This is a genomic window from Thalassobacillus pellis, assembly GCF_016908295.1.
GTDB classification, from domain to species: Bacteria; Bacillota; Bacilli; order Bacillales; family Halobacillaceae; genus Thalassobacillus; species Thalassobacillus pellis.
Genome location: NZ_JAFBDO010000003.1, coordinates 547,652 through 574,307 on the forward strand (window position 1 = coordinate 547,652; position 26,656 = coordinate 574,307).

Annotated in this window: 30 protein-coding genes and 1 riboswitch; of the genes, 21 read left to right on the plus strand and 9 right to left on the minus strand. The window is 42.4% G+C overall.

Going from position 1 to position 26,656, the window contains the following annotated elements; genetic code table 11:
- Genes thiS through JOC33_RS13280 form a run of 4 tightly spaced genes read right to left on the minus strand, consistent with a single transcriptional unit; the run spans position 1 to position 2,690 of the window.
- Positions 1–204, minus strand: coding sequence for a sulfur carrier protein ThiS (thiS, locus tag JOC33_RS13265; RefSeq protein ID WP_205092986.1), 204 nt, complete (start codon positions 202–204; stop codon positions 1–3).
- Complete coding sequence (locus tag JOC33_RS13270) at positions 182–796, minus strand: thiamine phosphate synthase (protein ID WP_205092987.1); 615 nt, start codon at positions 794–796, stop codon at positions 182–184. The genes thiS and JOC33_RS13270 overlap by 23 nt, the downstream gene beginning before the upstream one ends.
- 2 nt (positions 797–798) lie before the next feature.
- Positions 799–1,914 (minus strand): 2-iminoacetate synthase ThiH, encoded by a 1,116-nt coding sequence (gene thiH, locus JOC33_RS13275; RefSeq protein ID WP_205092988.1) that lies wholly within the window; start codon positions 1,912–1,914, stop codon positions 799–801.
- Complete coding sequence (locus JOC33_RS13280) at positions 1,914–2,690, minus strand: thiazole synthase (RefSeq protein ID WP_205092989.1); 777 nt, start codon at positions 2,688–2,690, stop codon at positions 1,914–1,916. The genes thiH and JOC33_RS13280 overlap by 1 nt, the downstream gene beginning before the upstream one ends.
- A gap of 121 nt (positions 2,691–2,811) precedes the next feature.
- Positions 2,812–2,913: riboswitch (TPP riboswitch) on the minus strand.
- A gap of 161 nt (positions 2,914–3,074) precedes the next feature.
- On the opposite strand from JOC33_RS13280, the gene glsA reads away from it, so the two are divergent.
- The 8 genes from glsA (at position 3,075) to JOC33_RS13320 (ending at position 10,908) form a co-directional block, all read left to right on the plus strand.
- On the plus strand, positions 3,075–4,004 hold the full coding sequence (gene glsA, locus JOC33_RS13285; protein ID WP_205092990.1) for a glutaminase A: 930 nt from the start codon (positions 3,075–3,077) through the stop codon (positions 4,002–4,004).
- A 171-nt stretch (positions 4,005–4,175) separates the two neighbouring features.
- Positions 4,176–5,111: a glucose-1-phosphate thymidylyltransferase RfbA gene (gene rfbA / locus JOC33_RS13290; RefSeq protein WP_205092991.1), complete on the plus strand. Its 936-nt coding sequence runs from the start codon at positions 4,176–4,178 to the stop codon at positions 5,109–5,111.
- The gene (rfbB, locus tag JOC33_RS13295) at positions 5,104–6,129 is read left to right on the plus strand and encodes a dTDP-glucose 4,6-dehydratase (RefSeq protein WP_205092992.1); all 1,026 of its coding nucleotides are present in this window, start codon (positions 5,104–5,106) and stop codon (positions 6,127–6,129) included. The genes rfbA and rfbB overlap by 8 nt, the downstream gene beginning before the upstream one ends.
- On the plus strand, positions 6,093–7,067 hold the full coding sequence (locus JOC33_RS13300) for a glycosyltransferase family 2 protein (RefSeq protein WP_239534177.1): 975 nt from the start codon (positions 6,093–6,095) through the stop codon (positions 7,065–7,067). Before rfbB ends, JOC33_RS13300 begins: the two co-directional genes overlap by 37 nt.
- Positions 7,064–7,750, plus strand: coding sequence for a GNAT family N-acetyltransferase (locus JOC33_RS13305; RefSeq protein ID WP_205092993.1), 687 nt, complete (start codon positions 7,064–7,066; stop codon positions 7,748–7,750). Before JOC33_RS13300 ends, JOC33_RS13305 begins: the two co-directional genes overlap by 4 nt.
- A gap of 3 nt (positions 7,751–7,753) precedes the next feature.
- Positions 7,754–8,119, plus strand: coding sequence for an EamA family transporter (locus JOC33_RS13310; protein WP_205092994.1), 366 nt, complete (start codon positions 7,754–7,756; stop codon positions 8,117–8,119).
- 10 nt (positions 8,120–8,129) lie between these two features.
- Positions 8,130–9,260, plus strand: a complete 1,131-nt coding sequence (gene rffA / locus JOC33_RS13315) for a dTDP-4-amino-4,6-dideoxygalactose transaminase (RefSeq protein WP_205092995.1) — start codon at positions 8,130–8,132, stop codon at positions 9,258–9,260.
- Positions 9,223–10,908: a DUF6044 family protein gene (locus JOC33_RS13320; protein WP_205092996.1), complete on the plus strand. Its 1,686-nt coding sequence runs from the start codon at positions 9,223–9,225 to the stop codon at positions 10,906–10,908. Before rffA ends, JOC33_RS13320 begins: the two co-directional genes overlap by 38 nt.
- A gap of 103 nt (positions 10,909–11,011) precedes the next feature.
- Here the strand turns inward: JOC33_RS13320 and JOC33_RS13325 are convergent, their stop codons facing one another.
- A complete protein-coding gene (locus JOC33_RS13325) occupies positions 11,012–11,362 on the minus strand; it encodes a DNA-binding transcriptional response regulator (protein ID WP_205092997.1) in 351 nt (116 codons plus the stop codon).
- 211 nt (positions 11,363–11,573) lie between these two features.
- A complete protein-coding gene (locus JOC33_RS13330) occupies positions 11,574–12,656 on the minus strand; it encodes an FAD-dependent oxidoreductase (protein ID WP_205092998.1) in 1,083 nt (360 codons plus the stop codon).
- A gap of 119 nt (positions 12,657–12,775) precedes the next feature.
- Here JOC33_RS13330 and JOC33_RS13335 point away from each other — a divergent pair, with 119 nt between their 5' ends.
- Both JOC33_RS13335 and JOC33_RS13340 read left to right on the plus strand, forming a co-directional pair.
- Positions 12,776–13,027 carry a YozQ family protein gene (locus JOC33_RS13335; protein WP_205092999.1) on the plus strand — a complete coding sequence of 84 codons (252 nt, stop codon included), beginning with the start codon at positions 12,776–12,778 and terminating at the stop codon, positions 13,025–13,027.
- The gene (locus JOC33_RS13340; RefSeq protein ID WP_205093000.1) at positions 13,011–13,271 is read left to right on the plus strand and encodes an alpha/beta-type small acid-soluble spore protein; all 261 of its coding nucleotides are present in this window, start codon (positions 13,011–13,013) and stop codon (positions 13,269–13,271) included. Before JOC33_RS13335 ends, JOC33_RS13340 begins: the two co-directional genes overlap by 17 nt.
- A gap of 25 nt (positions 13,272–13,296) precedes the next feature.
- Here JOC33_RS13340 and JOC33_RS13345 read toward each other — a convergent pair whose 3' ends face one another.
- Positions 13,297–14,310: a S8 family peptidase gene (locus tag JOC33_RS13345; protein ID WP_205093001.1), complete on the minus strand. Its 1,014-nt coding sequence runs from the start codon at positions 14,308–14,310 to the stop codon at positions 13,297–13,299.
- A gap of 321 nt (positions 14,311–14,631) precedes the next feature.
- Here JOC33_RS13345 and JOC33_RS13350 point away from each other — a divergent pair, with 321 nt between their 5' ends.
- The 3 genes from JOC33_RS13350 (at position 14,632) to JOC33_RS13360 (ending at position 16,231) form a co-directional block, all read left to right on the plus strand.
- Positions 14,632–15,327, plus strand: coding sequence for a Na-translocating system protein MpsC family protein (locus JOC33_RS13350; protein ID WP_205093002.1), 696 nt, complete (start codon positions 14,632–14,634; stop codon positions 15,325–15,327).
- 128 nt (positions 15,328–15,455) lie between these two features.
- Complete coding sequence (locus JOC33_RS13355; RefSeq protein WP_205093003.1) at positions 15,456–15,695, plus strand: hypothetical protein; 240 nt, start codon at positions 15,456–15,458, stop codon at positions 15,693–15,695.
- Between the two features lie 170 nt (positions 15,696–15,865).
- Entirely contained in the window at positions 15,866–16,231 is a 366-nt protein-coding gene (locus JOC33_RS13360; RefSeq protein ID WP_205093004.1) for a thiol-disulfide oxidoreductase DCC family protein, read from the plus strand.
- A 232-nt stretch (positions 16,232–16,463) separates the two neighbouring features.
- Here JOC33_RS13360 and thpD read toward each other — a convergent pair whose 3' ends face one another.
- Complete coding sequence (thpD, locus tag JOC33_RS13365; RefSeq protein ID WP_205093005.1) at positions 16,464–17,363, minus strand: ectoine hydroxylase; 900 nt, start codon at positions 17,361–17,363, stop codon at positions 16,464–16,466.
- Positions 17,364–17,715: 352 nt separating this feature from the next.
- Between thpD and JOC33_RS13370 the strand changes: the two genes are divergently transcribed.
- The 8 genes from JOC33_RS13370 (at position 17,716) to JOC33_RS13405 (ending at position 24,287) form a co-directional block, all read left to right on the plus strand.
- Positions 17,716–17,967, plus strand: a complete 252-nt coding sequence (locus tag JOC33_RS13370) for a hypothetical protein (RefSeq protein WP_205093006.1) — start codon at positions 17,716–17,718, stop codon at positions 17,965–17,967.
- Between the two features lie 340 nt (positions 17,968–18,307).
- Positions 18,308–18,952 carry a class I SAM-dependent methyltransferase gene (locus JOC33_RS13375; protein ID WP_205093007.1) on the plus strand — a complete coding sequence of 215 codons (645 nt, stop codon included), beginning with the start codon at positions 18,308–18,310 and terminating at the stop codon, positions 18,950–18,952.
- The gene (locus tag JOC33_RS13380) at positions 18,952–19,410 is read left to right on the plus strand and encodes an S-ribosylhomocysteine lyase (protein WP_205093008.1); all 459 of its coding nucleotides are present in this window, start codon (positions 18,952–18,954) and stop codon (positions 19,408–19,410) included. Before JOC33_RS13375 ends, JOC33_RS13380 begins: the two co-directional genes overlap by 1 nt.
- Before the next feature lie 20 nt (positions 19,411–19,430).
- Entirely contained in the window at positions 19,431–20,348 is a 918-nt protein-coding gene (locus JOC33_RS13385) for a PLP-dependent cysteine synthase family protein (protein WP_205093009.1), read from the plus strand.
- Between the two features lie 7 nt (positions 20,349–20,355).
- The gene (locus JOC33_RS13390; RefSeq protein WP_205093010.1) at positions 20,356–21,492 is read left to right on the plus strand and encodes a bifunctional cystathionine gamma-lyase/homocysteine desulfhydrase; all 1,137 of its coding nucleotides are present in this window, start codon (positions 20,356–20,358) and stop codon (positions 21,490–21,492) included.
- A gap of 236 nt (positions 21,493–21,728) precedes the next feature.
- Positions 21,729–22,523, plus strand: coding sequence for an ABC transporter ATP-binding protein (locus JOC33_RS13395; protein ID WP_205093011.1), 795 nt, complete (start codon positions 21,729–21,731; stop codon positions 22,521–22,523).
- On the plus strand, positions 22,501–23,262 hold the full coding sequence (locus JOC33_RS13400; RefSeq protein ID WP_205093012.1) for an ABC transporter permease: 762 nt from the start codon (positions 22,501–22,503) through the stop codon (positions 23,260–23,262). The genes JOC33_RS13395 and JOC33_RS13400 overlap by 23 nt, the downstream gene beginning before the upstream one ends.
- Before the next feature lie 17 nt (positions 23,263–23,279).
- On the plus strand, positions 23,280–24,287 hold the full coding sequence (locus tag JOC33_RS13405; protein WP_205093013.1) for an aliphatic sulfonate ABC transporter substrate-binding protein: 1,008 nt from the start codon (positions 23,280–23,282) through the stop codon (positions 24,285–24,287).
- 208 nt (positions 24,288–24,495) lie between these two features.
- Here JOC33_RS13405 and JOC33_RS13410 read toward each other — a convergent pair whose 3' ends face one another.
- Positions 24,496–26,367, minus strand: a complete 1,872-nt coding sequence (locus JOC33_RS13410) for an OPT family oligopeptide transporter (RefSeq protein WP_205093014.1) — start codon at positions 26,365–26,367, stop codon at positions 24,496–24,498.
- Positions 26,368–26,656: the final 289 nt, after the last annotated feature.

Genomic DNA, 26,656 nt, shown 5'->3' on the forward strand with positions numbered 1-26,656 from the left:
TTATCCTCCTCCGACAAAACGGACAAGTTCAATCGTATCATTCGATTGAAGGTTTGCCCCTTGGAAATTGTCTTTTGAAACGATTTCTTTGTTCTGTTCGACAATTACCATTTTAGCATCCAAGCCAAAATAATGTAATAAATCAGCTACCGTTTCAACTTCCTTGGGGAGCTGTTTTATTTTACCATTCACTTGTATCTCCACGCTTTATCGCCTCCATGTAATGGGAAATTACCGATTGCGGATCAACAGTATCCATTAAGCCAGACATGACGGCAACTCCACCTGCGCCTGTCTTACTCACTTTATGAATGATGCGAGGGGTAATACCTCCAATCGCTATGACAGGAATATTCACCTGGTTAACGACCCGCTCTAATAATTCTAGTCCACGGGCAGGTTGGTCAGGCTTAGATTTACTGGGAAAGATATGTCCGCACATTACGTAGTCAGCCCCTGCATTTTCAGCAACGACGGCTTCTTTTTCGGAATGAATAGATTTTCCAATACGTAACGCAGGAAACGCTGTCCGGGCATCAGATGTATTTATGCTGTGAAAAGCTAACTGGACACCGGCAACCCCAAGTGCATGCGCCACATCAATGCGGTCATTTATAATTATTTTGGTAGGAGGGATGCCAAGGTTCATCATTTGCTCGACACCCTTACCTATATCTTTTGCCGACTTCATTTTTTCCCGCAAATGAAAAAAGTCAACATAAGGTGTCAATGGGGCAGCCCATTCAGCGAATTTTCCTAATGGCCATTCTCCATTGGAAATAAGATGGAATTCCATCCCTAATCCTCTGCTCCAATAATCTGCCAGTCCTTCATCACGGGCTGATATCCTTTTGAATATAGCAGCTTACGGATAGCGGCAACGCTGCGATCATCGGATATTTCAAATTGACTTTGGGTGTTATCCGGTTCCGAATATCCCCCGACCTCCGTCGAAGAAGCTGCAGACATTTTAGTGACACCAAGCGGAATCAGTTGATTGCGCAAAAATTCCGATTCTCTTGTGGAGAGTGTGATGCCTGCTCGCGGGATGAATAAGCGCAATGCCAGCATTGCCTGTACCAGGTTTTTATCGGTTACATCTGTTTTAGGTTGATAGCTCCCGGCATGTGGTCTCATTCGAGGAAAAGAAACCCCAATTTCTGTTTCCAAATATTTTGTCTGCAAGTAATCAGCATGAAGGCCGGCTATAAAACTTTCTTTTCGCCAATCATCCAGACCAAGCAATGCCCCGATATTGACAGAACGCATCCCGGCTTTACACCCTCGCTCCGGGGTATCCAGGCGATAACGATAATTACGCTTCGGCCCTTTGGTGTGAAGCTCGCGGTAAACTTCCTCGTCATATACCTCCTGATATACAGTTAAGCCATCAATACCACTTTCCACCAGCTCCTCGTACTCCGTGGTATCAAGCGGCTGGATTTCTATCCCCACTGATGAAAAATACTTGGATAATACGGTCATGATCTCCTTTAAGTAGGATATGGAAGAATGAATCCGGGATTCACCGGATAAAAGTAGTACATGCTCAATCCCCATTTCTGTGATTGCTTTTGCTTCCTTCTCTACCTCAGACAGGGTCAACCGCCTTCTTGGAAAAACATTATCCACACTGAAACTGCAATATTTACAGGTGTTGACACAGTAATCCGATACGTACAGTGGAAGGAACAGCTGCATTGTCCATCCAAAATGCTGTACAGTTTTCTGATGTGCGAGTCTCGCCATATCTTCTAGATACGATTCTGCAGCTGGTGATAACAAAGCAAAGTAATCAGCTGTGGTAAGCATATCCTTTGTCAGGGCAGATTCCACTTGCATGCTGGTTACCTCATGAAACTTGGCTGAAAAGGGAATTTGTTTTAGTTTTTCATATTTGTGATAGAAACTCATCAGTCATCCTCCCTTAAAAAGCCAGTCAAAGGAGACGAGGCTGCAGCCTGCAAAGCTTGTGCGCCGGGTTCTGCTAAGTACGCGCATCTTCCAGCTTCCACCGCATGGCTGAATGCGCGTGCCATAGCCACCGGATCAGCAGCCGTCGCGATTGCAGTGTTAACTAAAACAGCTGCAGCGCCCATTTCCATTGCTTCTGCCGCTTGGGAAGGTTTACCGATCCCTGCATCAACGATGATTGGTGCGTCGATTTCTTCAACCATTACTTTGATTAAATCCTTCATTCGAATCCCCATGTTAGATCCAATTGGCGCGCCTAAAGGCATGACTGCAGCGGCTCCTGCTTCAGCCATCCGTTTACCGGCTGTGAGATCTGGTGACATATAGGGGAATACTTCGAATCCTTCCTCCACAAGCTGTTCTACTGTTTTAAGGGTTTCACTATTATCAGGGAGCAGATATTTCTGATCGGAAATCACTTCTACCTTAATCCAATTTCCCATCCCGGCAGCTTTAGCCAATCGGGCAATACGCACTGCTTCTTCTGAAGTTCTTGCTCCTGAGGTATTAGGCATCAGGGCAATATCACCAGGTAAATCATTCAAAATATACTGCCCGGAACCATTCAAATCTACCCGTCTGACGGCTACTGTCACTATTTCAGATTGCGATGCTTCAACAGCTTCCTTCATCTGTCGGTGATCCGCGAACTTACCCGTCCCCAGCAGCAATCTGCTCTTTAACTGTCTGCCTCCAATTTGTAATACATCTTCCATTTCTATCACTCCTTTTAATGATAAGGAAGAAATCGCTTCCATCCTTGAAGTAAAACTTGCATTAAAAAAAGCCCACCCCGCAGGATGAGCTTATTGAATACACTTCACACTTGATAAGCATGAAAGTTCCAACGAGCTTCCCTACGCAGATACTAATCAGGTCAGGTTCAAAGGGTCGGAAATACTTCCTCTCAGCCAACTAATGGCACCCCTAGCTGTGTACATATACAAATGTTTTCTATAGTTAGCAGTTTAGCAAAAAAATTGACATCTTTGAACAGGAAAGTGTAAAAAATACAAATAAGCCCCATTTTGAAAGTGGTTTATTTCTTATTCAGCAGGTTAATGAGAGTTGTAAATTTCCAGAATTAAGGAGGAAATAGGATGAAACTATCTAATGATTACATACAGGAAGTAGTTAAAGAATGCCGGCCTTTTGCATCAGATGGAAAAGTCATCGACCACCTTCCAGGGAAGGATCAATCCCATTTGACCAATCTAGGAATTACGATTGTTACTCCTGAGGGGGAGGTGTATTCAGCGGGGGAAGAAAAACACGCTTTCTCGATTCAAAGCATATCCAAAATAATCAACTTAATGATGGCCCTGGAGGATTTCGGAGAGGAAACCGTCTTTCAGAAAGTTGATAAAGAACCAACAGATGATTTCTTCAATGCTATATCCAATTTGGAAAACTACGATCATCACCGCCCTTATAATCCGATGCTCAATTCAGGTGCTATTGCGATGGCAAGCTTGATCAAAGGAAGCACTGTTGAAGAGAGATTCGAAAGGGTGATGGCATTCACGAGAAAAATTACCAGCAACGAAAACGTAAGCATGGATAACGAAGTATATGAATCTGAAAAAAAGAACGATTCTAGAAACCGCTCACTCGCCTACTTTATGGAGAGCCTGGGCATCCTGCCACACCAGGAGCTTGAGCCCGCATTAGAATTGTACCTTAAGGTAAACTCCCTGGCTGTTACATCCCATGATTTGGCAAGAATTGGCTGTTTCCTTGCAGAAGGGGGGAAAGTGAACGGCGAACAGGTTATCCACCCACGCAACGTCCGTATTACTTTAGCCATCATGATGACGTCCGGTATGTATAATGAATCCGGCTCTTTTGCAGTGGATGTGGGTTTTCCTTTGAAAAGCGGGGTGTCCGGAGGGATTACAGGTGCGGTCCCGGGGAAATTGGGCATCGGAATTATTGGGCCAGCCATTAACCAGAAAGGCAACAGTGTCGCCGGTGGAAAAGCACTCATTAAACTATCTGAAGATTTATCCCTCAACCTTTTCCAAATGTAGCCGCGTTAAATTATTCCATTTTCGTTCTCCCATTTTCTGGTTCTCCTGGGGTAATTAATAGGGATGTAGCATTTCTGTAATCAAAGCGTAAGTTTATGTTGTTATTCTGAGAGGAATTAAAGAAATAAGTAATACTATGTTTAATTATCCATTGCCTTGGAGGGTGATTCGATGAAAGGGATTATTTTAGCTGGAGGAAGCGGTACGAGACTTGCACCCAGCACGGATAGTATCAACAAGCATCTGCTGGCTGTCTATGATAAACCGATGATTTATTATCCATTATCTGTGTTAATGCTGGCAGGGATTACCGATATTTTAATCATCAGTACAAAGGAAGATATGCCTCGTTTCAAGAAATTGTTGGGAGATGGCAGCTGCCTTGGTATTTCCTTATATTATGAAGCACAAGAGCGTCCAAATGGGATACCGGAAGCATTTATTGTCGGTGAATCTTTCATTGGCGATGATGATGTGACTCTCATCCTTGGCGACAATATTTTTTATGGCCAGGGACTGACCGATATGCTTCGACAAGCTATCCGCGAACATCATGGCGCGACTGTATTTGGCTACCGCGTAGGGGATCCGCGCAGGTTCGGCGTTGTCGAATTTGATGAGAATCAGAAAGTCATTTCTCTCGAAGAAAAACCTGCAGATCCAAAGTCCGATTTCGCTGTGACAGGTCTTTATATCTATGATAACCGGGTAGTGAACATGGCTAAACATCTGGACTTTTCAGAAAGAGGAGAACTGGAAATAACCGATATCAATAAATTGTACCTTGAAAGGAACGATTTAAAAGTTCAGCTGCTGGGAAGAGGTTTTGCCTGGCTTGACGCGGGCACCCACGATTCATTGTTCGAAGCTTCCCAATTCATAAAAAATATAGAGCAGCGTCAAGGCTTTAAAGTTGCCTGTATTGAAGAAATTGCCTATTACATGGGCTACCTCTCAAAAGAGGAATTATTTTTCAAAGGTAAATCGATGGAGAAAACGGATTATGGACAATATCTGATAGAAATTGCAAACCGAAAGCATGTAAAACAGTATTGGCAGGATGAGATTGACCAAAACCCGATGATAGGATCGATTCCATATGAATAAAGAAAAAAAGACAATTTTAGTGACGGGGGGAGCGGGATTTATCGGCTCCAACTTTGTGACGTATTTTTTGAGAAAATATCCTTCTTATGAAGTTGTAACAATTGACAAGCTTACGTACGCAGGTTCTCTGGAAAACCTCACCGAAGCAAGAGAATTTGAAAATCATCATTTCATCCAGGGAGATATTGCGGATGAAAAGTTCGTGAAAAAAATATTTTCGACTTATGATATCCACGGCATCATTCATTTTGCTGCTGAATCACATGTCGATAAGTCGATTGATAACGCAAGGCCTTTCATCATGACGAATGTCCTTGGCACAGTTAATCTCCTTGAAGCAGCAAGGCACGATTGGGATGAAAAAGGGGAGCTTACAGACCGGCGTTTCCACCATATTTCCACAGATGAAGTATATGGTTCCCTGCCAGAAACAGGGAAATTCACAGAGTCGACCCCATATGATCCGAGAAATCCCTATAGTGCATCAAAGGCGAGTGCAAACTTGCTCGTCAACAGTTATCAGAACACCTATGGAATGAACACTGTCATCTCCAGCAGCTCTAATAATTATGGACCAAGACAACATGAAGAAAAACTTATTCCAACTATCATCAGAAAAGCATTGGAAAAGAGCGCGATACCAATTTACGGTGATGGAAAAAATGTGAGAGATTGGCTTTATGTGGGAGATCACTGCCGTGCACTGGATATGGTCTTCCATTATGGTAAACGAGGGGAAAGCTACAATATCGGAGGGGGCAATGAACAGACTAATATAGATTTAGCAACTATCATTTGCGATCATCTTGATGAAAGACTTTCAACAAATGTTAATACCGGAAGCTGCCGGGATTTAATTACATTTGTCAAAGACAGGCCAGGCCATGATTTACGCTATGCAGTGGATGATACAAAAATTCGCCAGTCACTCGGCTGGTATCCAGAGAAAAAATTTGAAGACGGCTTGCGGGAGACCGTAGATTGGTATGTGAAAAAGTGGCAGCCTCTCGCACGATGATCTCTATCGTCGTCCCAGTTTATGGCTGTAAAGCATGCCTGGCAGAGCTTTGTGAGCGTTTGAAACAAACGATGGCGGAACTCCAAAGCGATTATGAAATCATCCTGGTGAACGATCAAAGTCCTGACGACCCTTGGAAGACCATTAAACAGCTCCATGACTTGGACAGCAAAGTGAAAGGCATCAATCTGTCCCGTAATTTCGGTCAGCACACCGCGATTACTGCCGGTCTGGATCAAACCCGTGGTGACTGGGTCGTCGTCATGGACTGTGATCTTCAAGACCGTCCGGAAGACATCAAACTGCTGTTTAATAAGGCAAAAGAAGGGTACGATGTCGTTTTTGGATCCCGCAAAGTAAGACAGGATCATTTTTTAAAACGTCTTTCATCTAAATTGTTCTATAAAGTATACGATTATTTTACCGATGAAACGTCGGACCATACGATTGCAAATTTCAGTATAAGCAGGAAAATAGTGATTGAAAATTTCCGTAGGATGCGGGAACAAAACAGGTTTTACCCATTATTTTTAAAATGGATGGGCTTCCGCATCACCAGGATTCCCGTCAATCATGGGAGGAGAGAAGAAGGAAAGTCTTCCTACAGTCTCAAGAAGCTGATTACTTTAGCGACTGATGTCATTATTTCACAGTCTAATAAGCCGCTTCGTCTATCCATCCAGTTTGGCTTCTTTATCTCACTTTTTTCCTTTCTTTATGGATTGTGGCTGATATTCAAATATTTTATGCTTGCCGATCCTGTTCAAGGATGGACAAGCGTAATGGTTTCCATTTATTTTATCGGAGGATTAATTTTCTTTAATTTTGGTATTTTAGGCTTATACATCGGAAAGGTGTTCAACGAAATAAAAGGACGGCCATTATACATTATACGAGAAACTACAGATGACGACGAAGTAGATGAGGTGATTGAATGATGAATTATTTGAGAGAGACCCCCTGGGACAAACGGAATTTTGGCATAGATACTTATGAATTATTGTCCGCAGAGGAGGAAGCTCTGGCCCAGACAGAACAAACTACCGGACATTTCACCTTGAAGGTGGATCCTTGGCATAATAAAAAAAAGCTGCACGATTACGGCTTTTACTATATGGATACACTGATCAAACCCGCATGTCCGAAACAGGACTTAATTGACTTCAGGGATGACGGAATCACCATCTCTTCTGATGGGGAATTTGAATCAATCAGAGGAATTGCAGAAGAAGCATTTATCCATGGCCGATTCCACAGGGACTTTAATATTCAAAGTGAGCTGGCTGACCTGCGCTATGTCAACTGGCTGAAGGATTTATATAAAAAAGGGAATGTTTTCTTCCTCTTTTATGATGGAGAAGTGGCCGCTTTTTTTGCTTATCAGGAGAATCGGATCTTACTAATCGGGATGGATAAAAAGTTTCGCGGGCGTGGATTGTCCAAACCGCTTGTCAGCATGGGCTGTCAATCGTTGTTTGCTAAAGGCCATGACACGCTGATAACGTCGGTTTCCGCCATTAATTTCCCTTCCCTGCAAATGTTTTACTCCCTTGGATTCAAGATGAAAGATGCCGAGGAAGTATACCATAAATATAATGTTCATCTCCCTGATGGTGTCTGAATAATGGGGTATGTTTATATTTTTGGTACCATCCTGTTTACTGTATATGGTCAGCTGATGCTGAAGTGGCGGATTGAAAAGTATGGAAGCCTGCCGCAAGATATGCTCGATAAGGTAGTATTCTTGTTTCGTCTTTTGCTTGATCCCCTAATATTGTCTGGCTTTTTATCAGCCTTTGTCGCTTCAATTTTCTGGATGGCAGCCATGACAAAGTTCAATATCAGTTATGCCTATCCATTCATGAGCCTGTCATTTGTACTGGTCTTTCTACTGTCCGTACTATTATTCGGCGAGCCTGTCACTTCCCAGAAGGTGATTGGTCTTGGATTGATCGTGGCAGGCATCATTGTAACCAGTCAATCGATTTGAGGTGTTAAAAATGATTCCATTTAACCGACCATGTGTTACTGGAAAAGAAAGAGAATACATCCAGGAGGCGATAGGCAATGCCAAGCTTTCCGGCAATGGCCCATTTGGCAGGAAATGCTGTGACTGGCTTGAAGACCGGCTTGGTACAGAAAGAGCCTTACTGACACCTTCCTGCACCCACGCTCTTGAAATGACGGCATTGCTGGCAGGAATCCAAGAGGGTGATGAAGTAATATTACCTTCCTACACGTTCGTTTCGACGGCCAACGCATTCGTTCTGCAGGGGGCTAAACTATCGTTTATTGATGTCGAACCGAATACGATGAATATGGATGTTAAGCAAGTAGAAAGTGCTGTCACAAAAAACACAAAAGCCATTGTGGTAGTCCATTATGCTGGAGTGTGCTGTGATATGGAGCGTATCATGACGATTGCTGAAAAATATGATCTGCTCGTCATCGAGGATGCAGCCCAATCCTTACTTAGCTCCTATCGTGGCAGACCGCTTGGAACGATCGGACACTTCGGAACACTCAGCTTTCACGAAACAAAGAATTACACATGTGGGGAAGGCGGAGCACTGTTAATCAATGATAAAAGGTTTATCGACAGGGCGGAGATCATCCAGGAAAAAGGGACGAACCGCTCGCAGTTTCTGCAAGGGAGGGTCGATAAATATACGTGGCGCGACGTTGGTTCATCCTATCTTCTCAGCGATCTTAATGCTGCTTATCTTTACGCCCAGCTTGAACATGCTGATGAAATTAATATGGACCGTAAGCATTCCTGGGAAATATACCGCCAGAGCCTGGAACCACTTGCTGCCGAAGGAAAAATCGAGCTTCCTTATATCCCGGAGGATTGCATGCATAATGCCCACATGTTTTACATTAAAACCCGGGGTGAACAGGAACGAAAAGACTTAGTTAACTATCTTTCCGAGAACGATATTATGGCCGTTCCCCACTATGTACCACTCCATTCTTCCGTTGCAGGGGAGAAATACGGAGATTTTGTTGGAAAAGACAGCTATACGACTAAGGAAAGCGTACGTTTGTTACGCTTACCGTTATATTACAGAATGGGGGAAGAGGTTGTAGGTTATGTTGTCGAGCATATACGAGGCTTTTACAAAAAATAAACTGCTCACGTTTGCTTCTCTATTGTTGGTTGTTTATCTGCTTCCCTATTATATTCTTGGGGAAGATACCCATATCCGTGTTCATGACAATATGGATTCGAATATAGTCTGGTACAAGCTGCTGGCAGAAAGCGGATTGATATTCGCTTCTCCTGGGGCAACATTGCCAAATATCATCAATGGACTGCCGAGGAGTGCATTGTCCTCGAGCCTTGATTTAATGACGTGGCTATATGTCTGGTTTGAGCCGTTCACAGCTTATACCATTAACCAGACTATCATGCGGTTTGTTGCTTTATTTGGTATGTACTGGCTCCTTGCCGGTTATTTCTTCAAGGAGAAAAAGTGGATAAGTGCAGGGGTGGCGCTTGCGTTTGCCTTTTTGCCATTTTGGCCATCAGGAGCTTTATCCATTGCAGGTATGCCATTGGCATTATATGCGTTTTTGAAGATCAGAAAATATGGGAGGAAGGCGAAAAAACGCTATTGGCTTTTACTGCTTCTTATCCCTTTTCATTCAAACTTCATTGTATCATTCGTTTTTTTCCTCTCTGTTATGGGATTTATATGGCTATGGGACTGGATCAGAACGAAGCGATTCCATGCTCCCTTTTTTCTGGCCATCTCAATGATGACAGTCATTTTTCTAATAAAAAATTATATGGTCATATATACCATGTTCATCAACGAGTCTTTCACGCCCCACCGGGTGGCATTCGAACTTGGGGAAAAAGATTTCAGCGGCGCACTGCTGCTTGCATGGGATGACTTTTTATACTCTCATACCCATGATACAACCATGCATTATTACATCATTCTGCCCGCAATCATGTTGGCATTTATTTTAGCTCTATCGGAAAAAAGAATCCCAAAGCTGTTGCTGTTATTGACGGCGGCCAATGCGATCCTGTCACTGTGGTATGGCTTCTGGTACTGGGAAGGCTGGAGAGTGCTTAAGGATGAATACATGATCTTGAACACTTTCAATTTCAGCAGGTATCATTTTCTTTCTCCCTTATTTTGGTACATAAGCTTTGGTTTAGCCCTGTCTATGATCGCCGGGAAACTTTATTATGGAAGAGCTTTTGTCACTTTGATGATTATTGGACAGGTTGTCCTGTTGATCCCTCTGAATGAAGAAGTTAAATACAGCAGGATTGGTACGCCGACTTTTCAGGAATTCTATTCTGTGTCTTTATTTGAAGAGATCAAAAATTACATCGGAAAACCTGCTTCTGAATATGAAATAGTCAGTATTGGGATGCATCCGACAATTGCCCAATTCAATGGCATGTACACCTTAGACACTTATAATACAACATATCCCCTTTCTTATAAAAAGAAGCTGAGGAAAGTGATTAAGCCTGAGCTTGAAAAAAACGAGACAATTGAACATTATTTTGATACATGGGGGAGCAGATTGTATATCTATGTTGCTGAATTAGGGAAAAACTACATGTTCACCAAACAAAGTGACAAAGTAATCCAGAATCTTGAGTTAAATACGAAGCAACTTGAGGAGATGGGCGGTGATTATATTTTATCTGCTGTACCAATTAAAAATCATGAAGAAAACAACCTGAAGTATTTAAAGACCTTTGAAAACAGCACTTCCATCTGGCAAATCTATTTGTACAAAATTTCATAAAAATATTTCAAATTGCGCGATATAAAATAAGAGACTGTCTTCATTAAGCCGGCTGCATCTCGACCATCAGCTTTAATGAAAGATAGTCTCTTTTCTAATTGATTCAACCGATTTTCAAAGCTCTGTGGATCGTGGGAATGAGGTCATAATAGCGAGGTTTAAAGAGGAAACCTTTCACATTATAATTCATGGAAGTTCTAATGGTATCTTCATCCTGGTGATGCAGGAGGAGAATGATCCCTGTTTCTTTCACAATGCTGTTTAAAAATCCCAACATGGAAAAGCAGGATTCATCCAATAAAATTAAATTAATTCGTTTTTCGAGTAACAGTTGCTTTATATCAGATTCGGTCACTTGGCCACAATGGACAAAAATGTCATTATCCTGGAGAATGCGTTCAAGTGAATCGGTGTCAGCATGATGATCCGCTATAAGTAATATTCGTGGATCCAACTTAACTCCTCCTTTCCTGCTGAACAGCAAAATACACTGTCAGAAGCAAATTTGTCGTCCTCAAGGATGTCAAAGTGAAAGGAAGGATGTGTGTAATAACACAGTAACTACCACTATATTCACGATGGTATATAATCACCCTTAACTTCATGCTAACAGAGTGTAGAGAGGATTGGAACAACTGTCCGTAAATTGTCAAGTTAAACCAGACTTATCTGCCGAAAGGGTGAAGGAGAGTGCTGATAATTTTCATTAAGTTGATACTGGGACCAGTAATCATGCTTTCCACTACATGGAGTTTCATGGATTTCGTGATCATATCCAGTTTGTCGTTATCAAGTCGCTCAATCGCGCGTCTAAGTGTGAGAGAGTCGTGATAATTTTTATATAGAGACTGGGCCTTCTTTTCATAACTGTCCAAACCACACAGGTCCTCTGCAGCATATATTCCAGATAAGATCGAGCCAAATTGTCCAAATCCGAAAAATGGTGTGATAGCTCCAAGGCAATTTCCAACAAAAAAGGTATTGCCGATTCTTGGAAATTTCGATTTACCGACAATGTAATCACCGATTTGAAAGTCCTGAGCAATTGTCAGTTCCTGATCGAGCGTAATCTCAGCCTGGGCGAAGAAATCTTTCCAAAGGCTGTCCTTATTTTGCACCCAGTCTTCCTGATATTGCGGGTATACTAATATAAGGCTCCCTTCCTTGTCAGAGTGGGGAAGAATATACCCCATTCCCTTAGGAGCATATCTGTCGTTAAACCAAGTATGAACTTCATTGCCAACAAAATCCCCCTCAACAATTGCCCCTGCAAAGGTTGCTTTATAAGCCGTATCAAACGGTTGGAATTTCTGAGTGTCTAAGGGATCGCCTGTAGCCAGTACAATATGAGTGTAATCTTTGGAAATTTCTTTATAGGAAACATCCTGACCAAACTGGATTGGTGTTTTCAACAGTTCACTAAGCTGTTTTTCGTAGGCTTCCTCGTGATTTCCCCGCATGTTAATAAAACCCAAATTCCCCTCCAATTCCGCGGACTCATCCGGCGAATGAACATACAACTTCCGAATGTTACTCGTAGGTTTCAAAGGGATCTGATAGGTTTCTGCCAAGTATTTAACGGCATCGTCGAACGGTTTGTGCAAGATGGGGGTCATCGCCTCCGCTACCATTTTGCGGTTTTTGATATCTTTTCTTTGTTCGAAGATATCGAATTCCATTCCATGTTTTTCTAAAGTGAGCGCACAGGAAAGACCCGCCATCCCGGCTCCGATTATGGCTACATTCATGTACTATTCCTCCTCGGCCTCTAGTGGCAGTTTTTGTAATGGAAAATGAAATTATGCAAGTTATTCATAAAACGATGGCCGTTCGTAAAAACTAAGGATAATCGGAGGAGGAATAGTATATGAGCAATAAACGTGAAGGAAAGAAGCAGCAAATTGCGGATAAAATGTATGAAGCAGCAGACTATGAAAAACAAGATCGTCTTTCCAAGGGCTTGGCAGATACGCACGAGCAAGTTTCAGACACCTATATGGAAGGAACGATTGACGGAGAGATTGATCAGGTGAATGAGGAAGGCAGCCTGATTAGCCATGAGGGCACAAAAATTAATCAGCAAAGGGAAGAAGGAAGTCGCCATGGCAAGAAGGAATAAAATTTTAGTGCCAGAGGCCAGAGAAGGACTGGATCGACTGAAAGCGGAGTTGTTGAATGGTTCTGCTGACCAAGCTAAATATGAAATGGCCAAGGAACAGGGGATTCCTCTTTCAAGTAATTATAATGGTGAAATGAAGGCGAAAGATGCCGGGAAAATTGGCGGCAGCATTGGTGGCAATATGGTCAGGGAACTGGTCAGAATGGCAGAAGACCAGCTGCAAAAAAACCAGCACAGACAATGATTCTGTGCTGGTTTTGCTGAATTTTTTAAGAATGAGATTTGAGTTTTTCTGCATTTCTCTGGTAAACATCTTCCCAATTTTTCGTGTAAACCCCTAGAAGATCCTCAATTTTATCGACAAGCCCAAGGCTGACCATCCCATTCCCTTCTGCTTTTTTCGAGTATCCAAGTGGAATGGTTCGCGAAATCAGTTGTGCATAGATTTCAGCTTCTGTGAGTTCCCGCTCAAATTGTGCTTCTGTAAGATTTATCAGTAAAGCTAATGAACCGGAAATATGAGGTGTCGCCATGGATGTACCACTAAGCCGTGCATACTTACCATCTAAATAGGTAGATAGGATATTGACTCCTGGGGCTACAAGGTCAATTTCGTTATTCGTATTTGTAAACTCCGCCAGCTCACGCTTAAAATTGACTGCGCCAACCTGGATTACTTCATTATAAGCTCCAGGATAGGAATGTTCATTTGTATCTGCTCGGCCATCCCCGGCATTTCCTGCAGCGCATACGACAGAGACACCAGAATTAACAGCATTTTTCACTGCGTCATGGAGTTCAGGGGTGTCGCTTGGACCACCAAGGGACATGGAAATGACACGGACACGTTCTCCATCAGCTCCTCTCCAGTTCACTGCATAATTGATAGCGTCTATGATCCAGTCCATCTGCCCCCTGCCGCTTTCCGTTAGAACTTTCAATATCAAGAGATCAGCCTGTGGTGCTACCCCAATAACTCCGGTACCGTTTTCTGTAGCCGCAATAGTCCCGGAGACATGAGTGCCATGACCATTATTATCATCATAATTTTTTTCATCGCCATTATAATCAGTCGTAAAGTTTTTGCCATCGATGATCCTTTCCTTCAAATCAGGATGGTCGATTTGGCAACCAGTGTCAATGACTGCTATGACATTGTTTTTTCCTTTTTCAGTCCTGTCCCAAAGAACAGGGGCTTCAATCATCTCTACGCCTTCCGGAACGGTGGACGAGCTTTCTAAAATCTCTTCTACCTGATAGGGAATAAGAAAAACTTCGTTCATAATATTTCCTCCCTTTCAAATTATAATTGTTACTAGAGAAAAAGTCAGTTTTAGAAAATTCTAACAATTAAATCATACCAATGATAACTATAAAAATGAATGGGTAAAAACGTCCTATTCCACTGGGTACCAGGTCACAAAAATTGCAGGGAATAATCGTAATATCTTATCTCTGTGCTGTTTAATCCGAAACGAATGTGGGAATTGTAATTATTGGTTATATTAAATAGCGTGTTTTACTTTCGTAAAATTGATATAAGATTTATACTAGACTATGAGACGGGAATAAAAAGTCCGGTCTTAAAAAAGGAATGAACAAATTTGGATAGCAAATCACTGCAAGCTGAAATAGCCAGTTATACTGGGAAGCTCCTACGGGATAATTTCGGGAAAGGGCCATCTTCTGTTTATGTCTCTATTGAAGAGCCTTATATAACTATCTATTTGCGTGAATTTCTGGCACCGATGGAAAGAGTGCTTATCGGTCAGAAAAATGATATGAAGGTGGAAGAGACTAGAGATTTACTGATGGATGAACTTCTGCCTGAAATCAAGGCAACTCTTCGGATGATGACCAATAAAGAGGTAAATGAATTATTTTATGATTGGTCATTGTCAAATCGATCAGGTGTTTTGCTGGGGGTCATGAATGGTCCGAGAGATGAAAATGGACCTGTTAAATTAGCCGATTATCCTGACAAAGATAAAATTCACGAGGAAATTATCCGTGTAAGTGAGCAGGCAGAAAAAGCACCAGCTGCTGTCGATTCGTTTATGTTGAATGACCGCACGCTTATGATTGTCAGAAGAGGAATCCTTGTCCGGATAGAAAAAGAACTGATTCGGTCCGGCTTTGGCGAAACATTGAAACTGACTAAGCGGAAACTGGAAAAATCATTATTAAGTAAATCTTATTGTGAGAATATATTGGATACCGAAGTAATTGATGTCTTTGTGGACTGGGACTTTAAAGAAGATATCAGCTATATCATATTGATTTTAAAACCGAAAAACTAGGTGGAAATGGGCTAGACACTAGAGCTAGACATAAGCCGAAAAGGGAAATGAATCACCCTTTTCGGCTTTTTTAATTGTGAATAGGAGGTTGTACGCAAACAGAAAATACGAACGAAGAAGGAGATTTTATGTTATTTAAAATTATTGCTACTGATGCAAATGGAATTCGGGTAGAATTTGCAAGAGCAAAACAGGAAATATTTTTTACGACCGCTGATGAGGCGGAAGATTTCATTCAAAAAGTGAAAGAAGAAGATGTACTTCCCGATAAATATAAATTCCAGGTAGAAACCACTGAACTGGATAGTGAGTTAGATGGAATGATGTTTCATAAAGGATCGAGATTCACTGCTCCGCAGGATGATTGAATGATTGTAGTGAATCATATTTTCTTTCCTGGGGCTTGTCCTTAGAGCTCCAGGCTGCTGCCCCTGGGCTTGAATGCCTATTCTCTCCTTATTTATCTCCTCCATAACATTTACTTCTGTTTAGCAATAACAAGGTATGTGGAATGAAACAGAGTAGAGGTGATACTAAAATGCCGCACACTGTATTTTACGATGCACAATGCCCCCTTTGTTATCATGTCAAACGAATACTCCAAAAATTAGACTGGTTCAATCGTGTGCAATGGGTAGCTGTCCAGGAAGCTGTTGACAGCTTTTTCTATCCTTTCTTAAGGGATAAGGATGTCTATGAACGAATATACATGCAGGCGTCTACTGGGAAAGTGCTCGCTGGTTTTTATACAATCAGGAAATTATTAATCAATATCCCACTCACTATGCCGTTAGGTGTATTGATGTATTTTCCTCTAGCCAGCCGGATCGGATCTCCACTATATATATGGGTTTCCAAGCATCGCCATCAATGGTTCGGAAGATATGATACCTTAAGGAAATAAAATCGTGTCCTAAAGAGAACTGTTTCTATTTTCTGCCAAATGTTAATAATAAGAAAAAGGCTGTTCCAGTAAGTCTGTGAATGACTTTAGGAACAGCCTTTTTTGTACTTTGAGAAAGCTTAACTTGGATTATAGTATAAGTAAAACTAAGACTTTCGCCAAACGGACTTGGCGACAAGCCAAGTTTTACTAACTGGTACCTGGGAAGAGGAAGATGCTGCTTCATTTATTATTAGCTTTTGCTTAGCGTTGGAGCCCCCTCACGGACGGCGATGAACTCAGGACGTTCTTTACCGCCTGAGAACGGTTTGACGAGTTTATTCTCAACACTATTGAAAACCATGAATAAGTTGTTACGGCCATATGGAGTAATGTTTCCATTAGATCCGTGCATGGTATTACTTTCGAACAAGGTAATAGAACCTGCTTTTCCTGTTGGGACGGAGATGCCTCCACCTTGTTCTGTCAGCCATCTCAGGCTGTCATGGTCAGGTACACCTAATTTTTGTTTCTTTAAAGATTCTTTGTAGTTATCATCAGGTGTTTCACCTACACAACTGACATAGTAGTTATGGGACCCTGGAATTAGCATCAGTGGCCCGTTGAATGTGTAATTGTCAGACAATGCAATGGATAGACTGACTGCTCTCATCCGAGGCATGCCATCTTCTACATGCCACGTTTCAAAGTCAGAATGCCAGTCGAATTCCTTCCCTGTAAATCCTGGTTTATAGTTGATTCTGGATTGGTGGATATAGACGTCGCTTCCCAGCAAGTGGTTTACTATGTCTAATAGGCGCTGATCATTTGCTACATCTTTGAAGTAAGCATCGTCGTTATGGACATGGAATATGGAACGGATTTCGTCACTTTCTGGTTCGCGAATTACTTTATCTGATTTAAGATCTCCTGTTGAATCGGCAAGTTCATAGATTCCTTTCTGCATGTCTGCAACTTCATCTTCAGAGAAGAAATTTTCTATTTGAAGAAAACCATTCTTTTCATAGAAATCCAGCTGGTCTTTTGATATTGGGGCCTGGTCATCTTTAGAGCGATCTGTGTGAATAACTGGGTCCTTCCTTTTTATAATTTCCGGCTGATTATTTTTTCTTGATGGGTAAAGATCTTCCATTATTAACACTCCTGTTCATTCCTGGATTTTACTATCAAGTACCAGTAAATTGTTTATTCTAAGAGGCATCTTCCTCCTCGTGTATCTGTCTCCTTCCCACTGAAAATAGCAGATAAACCATTAAAAAACCGAAAATTTGAAAAAGGAAGATAATAGAATATAAAGGGCAAAACAGCAAGCTTAAAAGAGTTGTTTTTGATAGGTGAAGAATATCCCCTTTCTATTAACGGAAGTGAAGGTAAGTAAGGATCAAAATTATGAATTATGACAAACAGTTTACAATCTGGTTTTCCGTTCCTACTGGCTGGGTAAACACTTACTAAGATAAAAGATAGAACGGGGGGCAGGAAGTATGAGTTTAAAAGAACGGCTGATTTCCAGCGGATATAATGTTATCGATATCATGATGATTGATGAGCACGATAACAAATCGACGATTCCGGATGTTACACTTCACAAAGTAAATGATTTAGAATATAAATTGTATTTGGATCCAGAATCGGTCGAACTCCATCTCGACGAGGAGCATCCACATTTTACAGCCAGACAGAAGATCGAAGACGGGGAAAATGTAAAAACAACCTGCTATATTCTCGAGTGGTAAGTTATAGCATGGATAAAAAGATAACATAGGTAGTTATGGTCAGATTGTTGAGTGAGTCTCGACAATCTTTTTTTTGATTAAAAAACCCTCCTGGCTATACGTGGGTTTCCAGGATCCCTTTGGTCAGCGATCTTCTTGACCAAGTTAGCTATAGACCTTGCTCGCGGAAAGTGAAGTGGTTGGACGGAGCATGGGTAAAATCAATTCTTGGCACACACATAATTATTTTTTCTTGCTCTGGGCATATGCCTACACCGTTGTAACTGTCCTTTAAATATGATAATATACAACTGTAATTCCGAGTATATTTATTGGAATTATCAAGATTAGGGGTGAACAAATGGGTGTAGAGTTCGTTGATTTATTTGATAAGTGGGCGAGTTCCTATGATGACACCGTATCCGGAGTGGATCCGGAATATAAAGAGGTATTTGAGGGTTATGACAACATGTTGGCGGAAGTTGCGAGCCTTGCCGTATCTCCAGTGCTAGAGTTTGGGATTGGTACAGCAAACTTGACGCAAAAAATCGTCGCAGAGGGGAAAATGGCAGTTGGAATAGAACCATCAAGAGAAATGCGTAAAATTGCTACTGTGAAGTGCCCGGAGGCTGCAATTTATGAAGGCGACTTCATGCAATATCCAAATCTTCTTCCTTTCAACTCGATTATCAGCTCGTTCGCGTTTCATCATTTGACAGATACAGAAAAAAATAAGGCGATAGCAGGTTATTCTGCCATGCTGAAACCAGGCGGAACTGTCCTGTTTTTAGATACGTTATTTGCTTCAAAAGAAGAAAAGAGTAAAATAATCAATGAGGCGAAGGAAAAAGGCTTCATGAATTTATACAAGGATTTGAACGAAGAATATTATCCTTTCCAGGATGATCTTAGGTATATGTTTGAACAAAACAATTTTGATGTTACATTTAAAAGGAAAAATAAATTCGCCTGGCTGATCCAGGCTACTAAAAAGGAGAATGGATAATGCCAAAAATGAACGTTGAAAGCTTCAATCTCGACCATACAAAAGTAAAAGCGCCATATGTTCGTCTAGTCGGAGTGACAGAAGGGCCTAAAGGCGACAAAATCTATAAGTATGATATTCGCCTGAAGCAGCCGAACAAAGAACATATGAAAATGCCTGCCCTTCATTCTCTTGAGCATCTCATGGCAGAGTTAAGCCGTAACCATCATGAGCATATCATTGATATCGGTCCAATGGGCTGCCAGACTGGGTTTTACCTGGCTGTGTTGAATGATGACAGTTATGAAGGTATCCTAGACCTGCTTGAGAAAACACTTAAAGATGTGCTGGAGGCTGAAGAAGTTCCTGCCTGCAACGAAGTTCAATGCGGCTGGGCAGCGAGTCACAGCCTCGAAGGTGCAAAAGAACTCGCACGGGAAATGCTTGAAAAACGTGATGAATGGACAGAAGTATTTTAATGAAGAATGGATGAGTGAATATGAATTACATCCAGAATATACAGAATTTAGTAGGTAACACACCATTATTCGAACTCACCAATGTAGATATCCCAAATAAAGCAAGGATTTTTGCTAAGCTGGAATTTTTCAACCCAGGCGGAAGTATCAAAGACCGGCTGGGTATCCACTTGCTTGAAGATGCGGAGCAAAAGGGGCAGCTAAAGCCCGGAGGCACGATCATTGAACCGACTGCTGGCAACACTGGTATAGGCGTTGCTTTAGCCGCTGTCGGGAAAGGCTTCCGGGTCATTTTTGTGACCCCGGAGAAATTTAGTCAGGAAAAGCAGAAACTGATGCGGGCTTTGGGTGCCGAAGTGATCAATACCCCTACAGAAGATGGGATGAAAGGGGCTATCAAGCGCTCAGAAGAATTATTGGAAGAAATATCAGGAAGTCTCAGTCTAAGCCAGTTTTCCAACCCTGCCAACCCTGAAGCGTACTACCAAACCCTTGGACCTGAAATATATACGGGTTTGGACGGCAACATCGATATTTTTGTTGCAGGAGGCGGAACTGGCGGCACCTTTATGGGTACTGCACGGTATTTGAAGGAAAAATCTGCTTCTATTAAAACGGTGATTGTGGAACCGGAAGGCTCGATTCTGAACGGGGGCGAACCAGGCCCGCACCGGACAGAAGGAATCGGGATGGAATTTCTCCCATCTTACATGGATACAAAATATTTTGATGCAATCCATACAATATCTGATGAAACTGCATTTGAATGGGTGAAAACACTTGCGGAGAAAGAGGGTCTGCTTGTCGGGAGTTCATCTGGGTCCGCAATGGAAGCGGCAATAAAAGAAGCAGAGTCAGCGAAGCCTGGGGCACATATCGTTACGGTATTTGCCGATAGCAGCGAAAGGTACTTAAGCCAGGGAATATATGAGGAGTGACTTAGTAATGAGAAGAAAAACGAAATTGATTCATGGCGGAATCACAGGAGATGAAAAAACTGGTGCGGTTTCCATGCCGATTTTCCAGGTAAGCACTTATAAACAGGAAGGCGTTGGGAAACATTCAGGCTACGAATATTCCCGTACTGGTAATCCAACCCGCCACGCCCTTGAAGAATTGATCAAGGAAATCGAAGGAGGCCATGCCGGGTTTGCCTTTGGATCTGGAATGGCAGCAATTACTGCTGTACTAATGACCTTCAACCAAGGAGACCACATCATTTTTACAGATGATGTCTATGGCGGGACTTACCGGCTTGTTTCAAAAGTGCTGAATCGTTTCGGTCTTGATGCGACGTTTGTCGATACAAGTGATATGGAAAAAATAGAAGCGGCTGTGACCGACAAGACGAAAGCAATCTATATTGAAACACCTACCAATCCATTGCTGAAGATAACCGATCTTGAAAAGGTCTCCAATTTTGCGAAAGAAAAAGGCTTTACATTTATTGTCGATAACACGTTCAGTACACCATATTGGCAGAACCCGATCGATTACGGAGCTGATATCGTTCTGCACAGTGCGACTAAATATCTTGGCGGTCATAGTGATGTCGTAGCCGGACTTGTTGTCGTTAATTCCGCCCAGTTGGCGGAAGATGTCCATTTCGTATTGAACTCATCTGGTGGTGTCCTTGGACCTCACGATTCGTGGCTGTTGATGCGGGGAATCAAGACGCTTGGAATCCGTATGGAAGAAATCGAGTCAAATACAAAGGCTTTCGTCGACTTTTTATCAGAATTGCCGGAAGTGACGAACATCTATTACCCAGGTCTTGAAAATCACAAAGGCCATGATGTCCATCACAAACAGGCTCGTGGGTACGGCGGAATGATTTCATTTGATGTCGGGAGCGGTGAACGGGCTGACCAGGTGCTGCGAAACGTCCGTTATTTTACGCTGGCGGAAAGTCTGGGAGCTGTGGAAAGTCTGATTTCTGTTCCTGCTATGATGACCCACGCATCCATTCCGAAAGAAAGAAGAGGGGAACTTGGGATAACAGATGGTCTGATCCGTGTATCGATAGGGTTGGAAGACATTGAAGATTTGAAAGAGGATTTCCTCGATGCGTTAAGAAAATAGATTTATAAAACGGGGCTGTTCCATAAGTCTGAAATAGACTTACGGGAAGCCTCTTTTTTTACATTTTAAGATTCCTTTTCCGCAGGGAAGACGACAAGTCTCCACTGGCTTCCCCCTGCGGGAAGTAGGAAGATCAGAAAAGATGTTGCACATTTATACTTTCCTATGTATAATCTATAACAAGTTTTAATTCCTACTAATATGATAGGGATTGTGAATATGGGGATGTGACGGCGATGTTTTTACAAATTAAGGAAGTGACGAAACGCTTTGAAGACCAGCAGGAAGGGAGCTTTGAAGTTTTTTCGGGCGTAGATTTGAAAATTGAAAAAAACCAATTTGTCTCTATTCTTGGTCCGTCTGGATGTGGGAAATCCACACTTCTATCCATGGTTGCAGGTCTTGAATCGATTACAGAAGGCACCATTTTTTTAGGAGATGAGAAAGTCACACAGCCAGATACAGATAGAGGGATGGTATTCCAGCAGCCAGCGTTATTTCCATGGCTGAGCGTTACAGATAACGTAATTTTTCCTCTAAAAGGAAAACTTGCAAAAGATGAGCGGAAAAAAGTAGCAGCAAAACATTTGAAAATGGTGCACCTCACCAGGTTTAAGGACTCGTATCCCCATGAATTATCAGGCGGGATGCAGCAAAGGGTGGCAATTGCACGAGCGCTTGCCATGGACCCTAAAGTGCTTCTCATGGATGAACCATTTGGTGCATTGGATGAGCAGACACGTCATATTTTGCACGATGAATTGATGAAGATTTTTGAAGAAACAAAGAAGACGATCCTGTTTGTCACCCATAGTATTCAGGAAGCAATCAAGTTATCAGATCGTGTCATTGTCATGGGAACAAGACCGGGTCGTATCATCGCTGATTTCTCCGTTGATATTGAACGTCCGAGACAACGGGATGATTTAAGAGTCATAGAAATGGAGAAAGAGATTATGAGTTTACTAAAAGTTGAAATAAACAAAGTATTGAAGGAAGAATTAGACCATGAAGCCAAGCATACTTATTAAGCGCATTTTGTTCATAGTGGTTGTTATTGGGATTTGGCAGGCTGTTTACATGTCTGGTTACTTTCCTGAAATCCAGTTTCCATCTCCTATAAGGGTGTTCAACTCGCTGATTGAAGGATTTGCAGACGGAACTTTAATAAAAGCACTTATAGCTAGCTTTAAGCATCTGTTGATCGGTCTTACCCTTGCTATTACATTCGGGACGCTGCTTGGAGTATTGTTCGGGAAATCACGTCAGGCAGATGAGACAGCTGGAATGTATCTGATAGCCATGCAAAGCATTCCTAGTATCGTCTGGGTACCACTTGCGATCATGCTGATTGGACTGAACGAGACCGCTGTTATTTTTGTAGTGGTACTGGGCGGTACTTTCGTTATGGCACTGAATGTTAGAACTGCAGTACACAGTGTACCTCCTCAGTTTATTAAAGCAGCCCGGACGATGGGGTCAAAGGGACTGGATCTTTTCTTTAAGGTGGAAGTCCCTGCAAGTCTTCCATATTTCATGACCGGGATACGGCTTGCTTGGGCGTTCAGCTGGCGTGCCCTAATGGCAGGGGAATTGTTAAGCAATGGGCCAGGGTTAGGCTATTCTCTGCGTTATGCCATGGACTTTGCTGTAATGGAACAGGTCATTGGTATTATCATCATCGTAGGTGTAGTAGGTTCCATTGTCGATCAAATGATTTTTTCTAAGTTAGAGAAGAAGGTCATGAAACGTTGGGGACTAATCAAATAGATAGAGGAGTGGCGAATATGAAGAAATGGTTTACATTACTTTCAGTGATGGTATTAAGTGTGGTGCTCGGGGCATGCGGCAGCAGCGATTCGGCCTCCGGCAGTAATGGGGAAAATACAGATAAAGTTGTTATAGGGTATTTCCCGAATATCAATCATGTGGCAGGCATGGTTGCTGAAGAAAAAGAATTATATGAAAAAACCTTGCCAGACGGCACAGAGGTTTCTTATAAGTACTTTCCTGATGGTTCAGCATTTATGACGGCGCTTGAAACAGGAGAAATCCAGGGTGGTTTAGTCGGACCGGGACCAGCGATGAATCACTTCACCAGCGGAGCTGAAATAAACGTAGTAGCAGCGGGTTCAACTGGTGGTACAGTCATAATGGCACGCAAAGGTTCGGGTATTGATTCACCGGAAGACCTCCGTGGAACGACATTTGTATCCCCTCGTGTAGGATGCACCCATGACGTACAATTTGAAGCGATGATGATGCGGGAGTACGGGATCAAGTCAAGCCGAATTGATGGGGAAATGAAGCATGTGACAGGTAAACCGGCTACTTACGCGCAATTGTTCGCGAGTGAACGAGTGGACGTCGCAACAGTACCAGAGCCATGGGCATCTAAAATCGAGGCAGAAGGCCATGGGAAGGTTTTAGTTGATACAAAAAATGTGGCATTCGGTGAAACGTTGCCTGCAGCCGTTTTTGTGACAGCAAGCGATCTCGTTGAAAAAAATCCGGAGCTTGTTCAGAATATCGTGGACGCACACATGGAAGCGACTAATTTTATCAAAGAAAACCCGGAAAAAGCAAAAGAGATTGCAATCAGTAAAATCAAGGATATCACCCAGCAAGAGCTTTCCAAGGAAGTCATTGACAGTGCTTGGGAACGGATAGATTTCACATATAAGGTAAAGGAAGAAAATCTCCAGTCATTCGCGAATGCTTCTTATGAACTGCAATTTTTGAAAGAAAAACCGGATTTGTCAGGCTTGGTTGATACCTCATTTATCAAAAAATAATTCAAAAGAAGCGGAAGCCCCCGATAAGCTTAAGCCTATCCTCACCGTGACATTTGGTTTAAGAATACGAGGTGGCAGGTAGAGGAGATGACCCTCCAAAGGTGTTGTTTTTCGCAACATGCACTTTAAAAAATCGAAGACAAAGATAAAACGGTCTGTATGGACATAATTCCATACAGACCGTTTTTTAAAATCCTGTTTGTTACTTTTATGATGCTTTTCGGTTAGAAGTGATGAATAAAATGGCAGTAACGATTGCCATTGCAACTAATGCCACCCATGGACCAAACAATGCTTCTGTTGGCATGGTAAAACCTGCGGTTACGGCAATAGCGATGAATACTCCTGTGAGTGCTTCACCGGCAATATAACCTGATGCAAGCAAAATACCTCGCTCATTCTTAAGTTTGCGTGCTTCAGTGTTTGTTTCACGACGATCAATCCAGCCCTTCACTATTCCACCCAGCATGATCGGTGATGTCAGGTGAATAGGAAGATATAGCCCGACAGCGAATGGCAGAGAACCGATTCCGAAAAGTTCTACGGTTGCGGCAGCGGCCATGCCAATTAAAATCAGATTCCATGGCAGATCTCCACTCATAATACCTTCAACCACAAGAGACATAAGAACAGCCTGTGGGGCAGGAAGGTCCTGTGAACCAAAACCATAAGCATTATCAAGTAGAATCAATATAAAGCCGATGATGATACTTGCAATCAATATTCCATAAAGCTGTGCTATTTGCTGCCATTTAGGTGTAGAACCAACAATAAAACCGGTTTTCAGGTCCTGGGAAGTGTCCCCGGATATAGCAGCAGCAATACATACAACTGCACCAATAGTTATGGCAATCAGCATTCCCTTATCACCAGTGATGCCAACAGCTTTTAATATAACGGAAACAAAAATCAGGGCTCCGATTGTCATTCCTGATACTGGGTTAGAGGAGCTACCGACAATTCCAACGATGCGGGCTGATACTGTGACAAAAAAGAAGCCGAATAGCAGAATGAGAACAGCCCCAAGAATACCCACATCAATCTGAGGAAAGAATGCAAGAACGCCAATCAAAAGTACCGTCAAACCGATAATAACGGAAAACGGTATGTCCTGTTCTGTCCGCAGTTTTCCTTGGCTCATGTCTGCCTGTTTGAACCCTTTCATTGCTCCGGTAAAAGAGCTCGCAATCGTAGGTAAAGTTTTTAAGAGGCCGATGATTCCGCCGAAAGCAACTGCGCCTGCACCGATATAACGTAAATAATTATTCCAAACAGCATGATAATCCATTTCGGATATTGGAACAGTGCCGGGAAATATCGGCTCTGTAGCGAGCGATCCAAAGTAGCTGATCAAAGGAATCAATCCCAGCCATCCAAGAACTGCCCCGGCAAACATGATGCCTGCGATACGAGGACCTATGATATATCCGACTGCCAGAAGGGAAGGCATGACATTCATCCCGATAGCGGCATTTCTGAATCCTGAAATAGCCCATTCGACCTGGGTTGGGAATGCTTTAACGGCATCTGTAAGGATTTTGAATGCAGCACCAATCCCTAGTCCACTGAATACCAATTTTGCTCCTTTTCCACGCCCTTCACCCGCGACTAATACTTCTGCGCAGGCAGTTCCTTCCGGATAAGGGAGCGTATGGTGTTCATTGACAATTAATGCTTTACGAAGAGGGATCATTAACACGACTCCAAGAATTCCGCCGGCAATTGCAATGATTCCCATCGTCATTAAACTGGGCTGCATGTTCCAAATAAATAATGCAGGTAATGTAAATATAACTCCCGCAGCTAGTGCTTCACCGGAAGAAGTGATTGTCTGTACAATATTATTTTCCAGAATGGATTGGCGACGAAGAATAACTCGTAAAATCGCCATTGAAATGACAGCTGCTGGAATGGAAGCGGACACTGTCATACCAACCAGCAGACCTAAATAGGCATTAGCGGCTCCGAAGATAATGACCAGCAGTGCACCTACAAGCAGAGAAAGTATGGTAAGTTCTGGCTTTTTCTCATGTGCAGGTACATAGGGTTCAAAATCTGCGGATTTTTTCGTGTCTGCCATAAAATTTCCTCCTTACTAATTTAATATGTTAAATGATGTCAGAAAAAAGGATAACATGGTCTGCACTTGTGTGAAAACAGCAATTTTTCCCTTTTTTCTTATTGAACTTTGGGAAACAGACAAAATCTGATTACAAAAGCGGAAGCGCCTTGCACACCGAAGGCCAGCTTAAGCCAAACTTCTTTGTCACAAAGAAGTTTGGCTTAAGACCCCGGGTGGGCAGGTACTGGAGGTGGATGTGGTCCGCTGTAGCCATTAAATAAATGAGGCTGGAACATAAGTAAAACAT